This window comes from Streptomyces sp. MnatMP-M17 (genome assembly GCF_900091995.1).
In the GTDB taxonomy this organism is placed as follows: domain Bacteria; phylum Actinomycetota; class Actinomycetes; order Streptomycetales; family Streptomycetaceae; genus Streptomyces.
In genome coordinates, this window is the sequence record NZ_FMDK01001141.1 from 1 (window position 1) to 1,503 (window position 1,503).

Genomic DNA, 1,503 nt, shown 5'->3' on the forward strand with positions numbered 1-1,503 from the left:
GCCTGCCCGCCGTACCGGAGCTGCGTGAGCTGCTCGACGGCTCGCCCGCCGCGGTGGCCGCCCTGCGGGAGAGGCTCGACGCCGAGGGGCAGCACGCCATGCGGCGTGAGCTGGACGCGCGCGAGCGGCAGTCGGGCGCGCCCGGCGATCCAGGACGTGCGCTCTCCGACCGGGTCGCGCTGCTCGACCGGCCCGCCTTCGCCGGTTTCTTCGACACCACCGGCAGGACCAGGCCGTTCTCGCTGCGCACCCTGGAGCATCCGCTGCGCGTTTGCATCGAGCTGCCCGAGCGCGGGCACGCCGAGGCCTCGCGGATGCTGGCCCGGCTGATACTGGCCCAGTTCACCGCCAACGCGGCGGTCCGGAGCGACCGCTCCCTCTTCGCCTGTCTCGTTCTGGACGACGCGACCCGCACGCTCACCGCCGAGACGCTGCGAGGCGTCCAGCGGCTCCGGTCGGCGAACGCGGGCGCGGTGCTCACCCTGCGTACGCTCGACGATGTGCCCGAGGCGCTGCACACCGCGCTCCTCGGGGCCGTCGGCTGCCGGATGGCCTTCTCCGGGATCACCACCTGGGACGGCAAGCGCTTCGCCGAGGCCTGGGGCACGGAGTGGGTGGAGACCCGGGACGTCACCCAGCGGACAGTCTTCGCCGATCAGCCGCTGACCCGGGCGATCCACGCGTTCCGGAAGCTGGTCACCGGCAAGGCCGTGACAACGGACGCGGTGACCGTGCGGAAGGTCGAGCGGGAGCGCTGGTCGGCCTCGGAGCTGGCGCACTCGGTGCCCGCGGGACACGCGGTGCTGTCGCTGCGCACGGTGAGCGGCGAGCACGCGCCGCCGCTGCTGGTGGATCTGCGGAGCTGACTGCCGGGCCGCCCGGTGGGACAAGCTGGCAGAATCGAGGCACGCCGTTCATACAGGACGTCGTAGACGCCGTCGTCGTCCAGGGTGGCCGGTCATATGCCGGGCGCCCTGCCCGTCCGCAGCCGAAGGCCCTACGGTTCCACCATGCCGCCCACCCTCGCCTCGCTCGTCCAGCATTCGGCGCTCAACCTCACCGTGCGCGCGGGAGAGGACCGGCTCCTGACGCCCGTGCGCTGGGTCCACGCCAGCGAGCTGGCCGATCCCGTCCCCTACATGGAGGGCGGCGAGCTCCTCCTCATCACCGCGACGACGCTGAACGCCGAGGATCCCGAGGCGATGCGGCGCTATGTACAGCGGCTGGTGAACGCCGGAGTCGCCGGGCTCGGCTTCGCCCTCGGTGTGAACTATGAGGACATCCCCGAGGCGCTCGTCGCCGCCGCGCGCGAGGCCGGGCTGCCGCTGCTGGGAGTGCCGCGCCGTACGCCGTTCCTCGCCATCAGCAAGGCCGTGTCGGCGGCGATCGCGGCCGATCAGTACCGCGCGGTCACCGAGGGATTCGAGGCACAGCGGGAACTGACCCGCGCCGCGCTCACCGAGGGACCCGCCGCTGTGCTCGCCCGGCTCGCGGTGTACGTGG

The 1,503-nt window shown here is 73.0% G+C and carries 1 protein-coding gene and 1 pseudogene; both read left to right on the top strand.

Annotated elements, in window-relative coordinates; genetic code table 11:
• A pseudogene (locus GA0115259_RS37030) lies at positions 1–866 on the top strand (ATP/GTP-binding protein); the annotation flags it as partial.
• Positions 867–1,010: 144 nt separating this feature from the next.
• A partial coding sequence (locus GA0115259_RS37035) for a PucR family transcriptional regulator ligand-binding domain-containing protein (RefSeq protein ID WP_176732782.1) occupies positions 1,011–1,503 on the top strand: 493 nt, incomplete at its 3' end.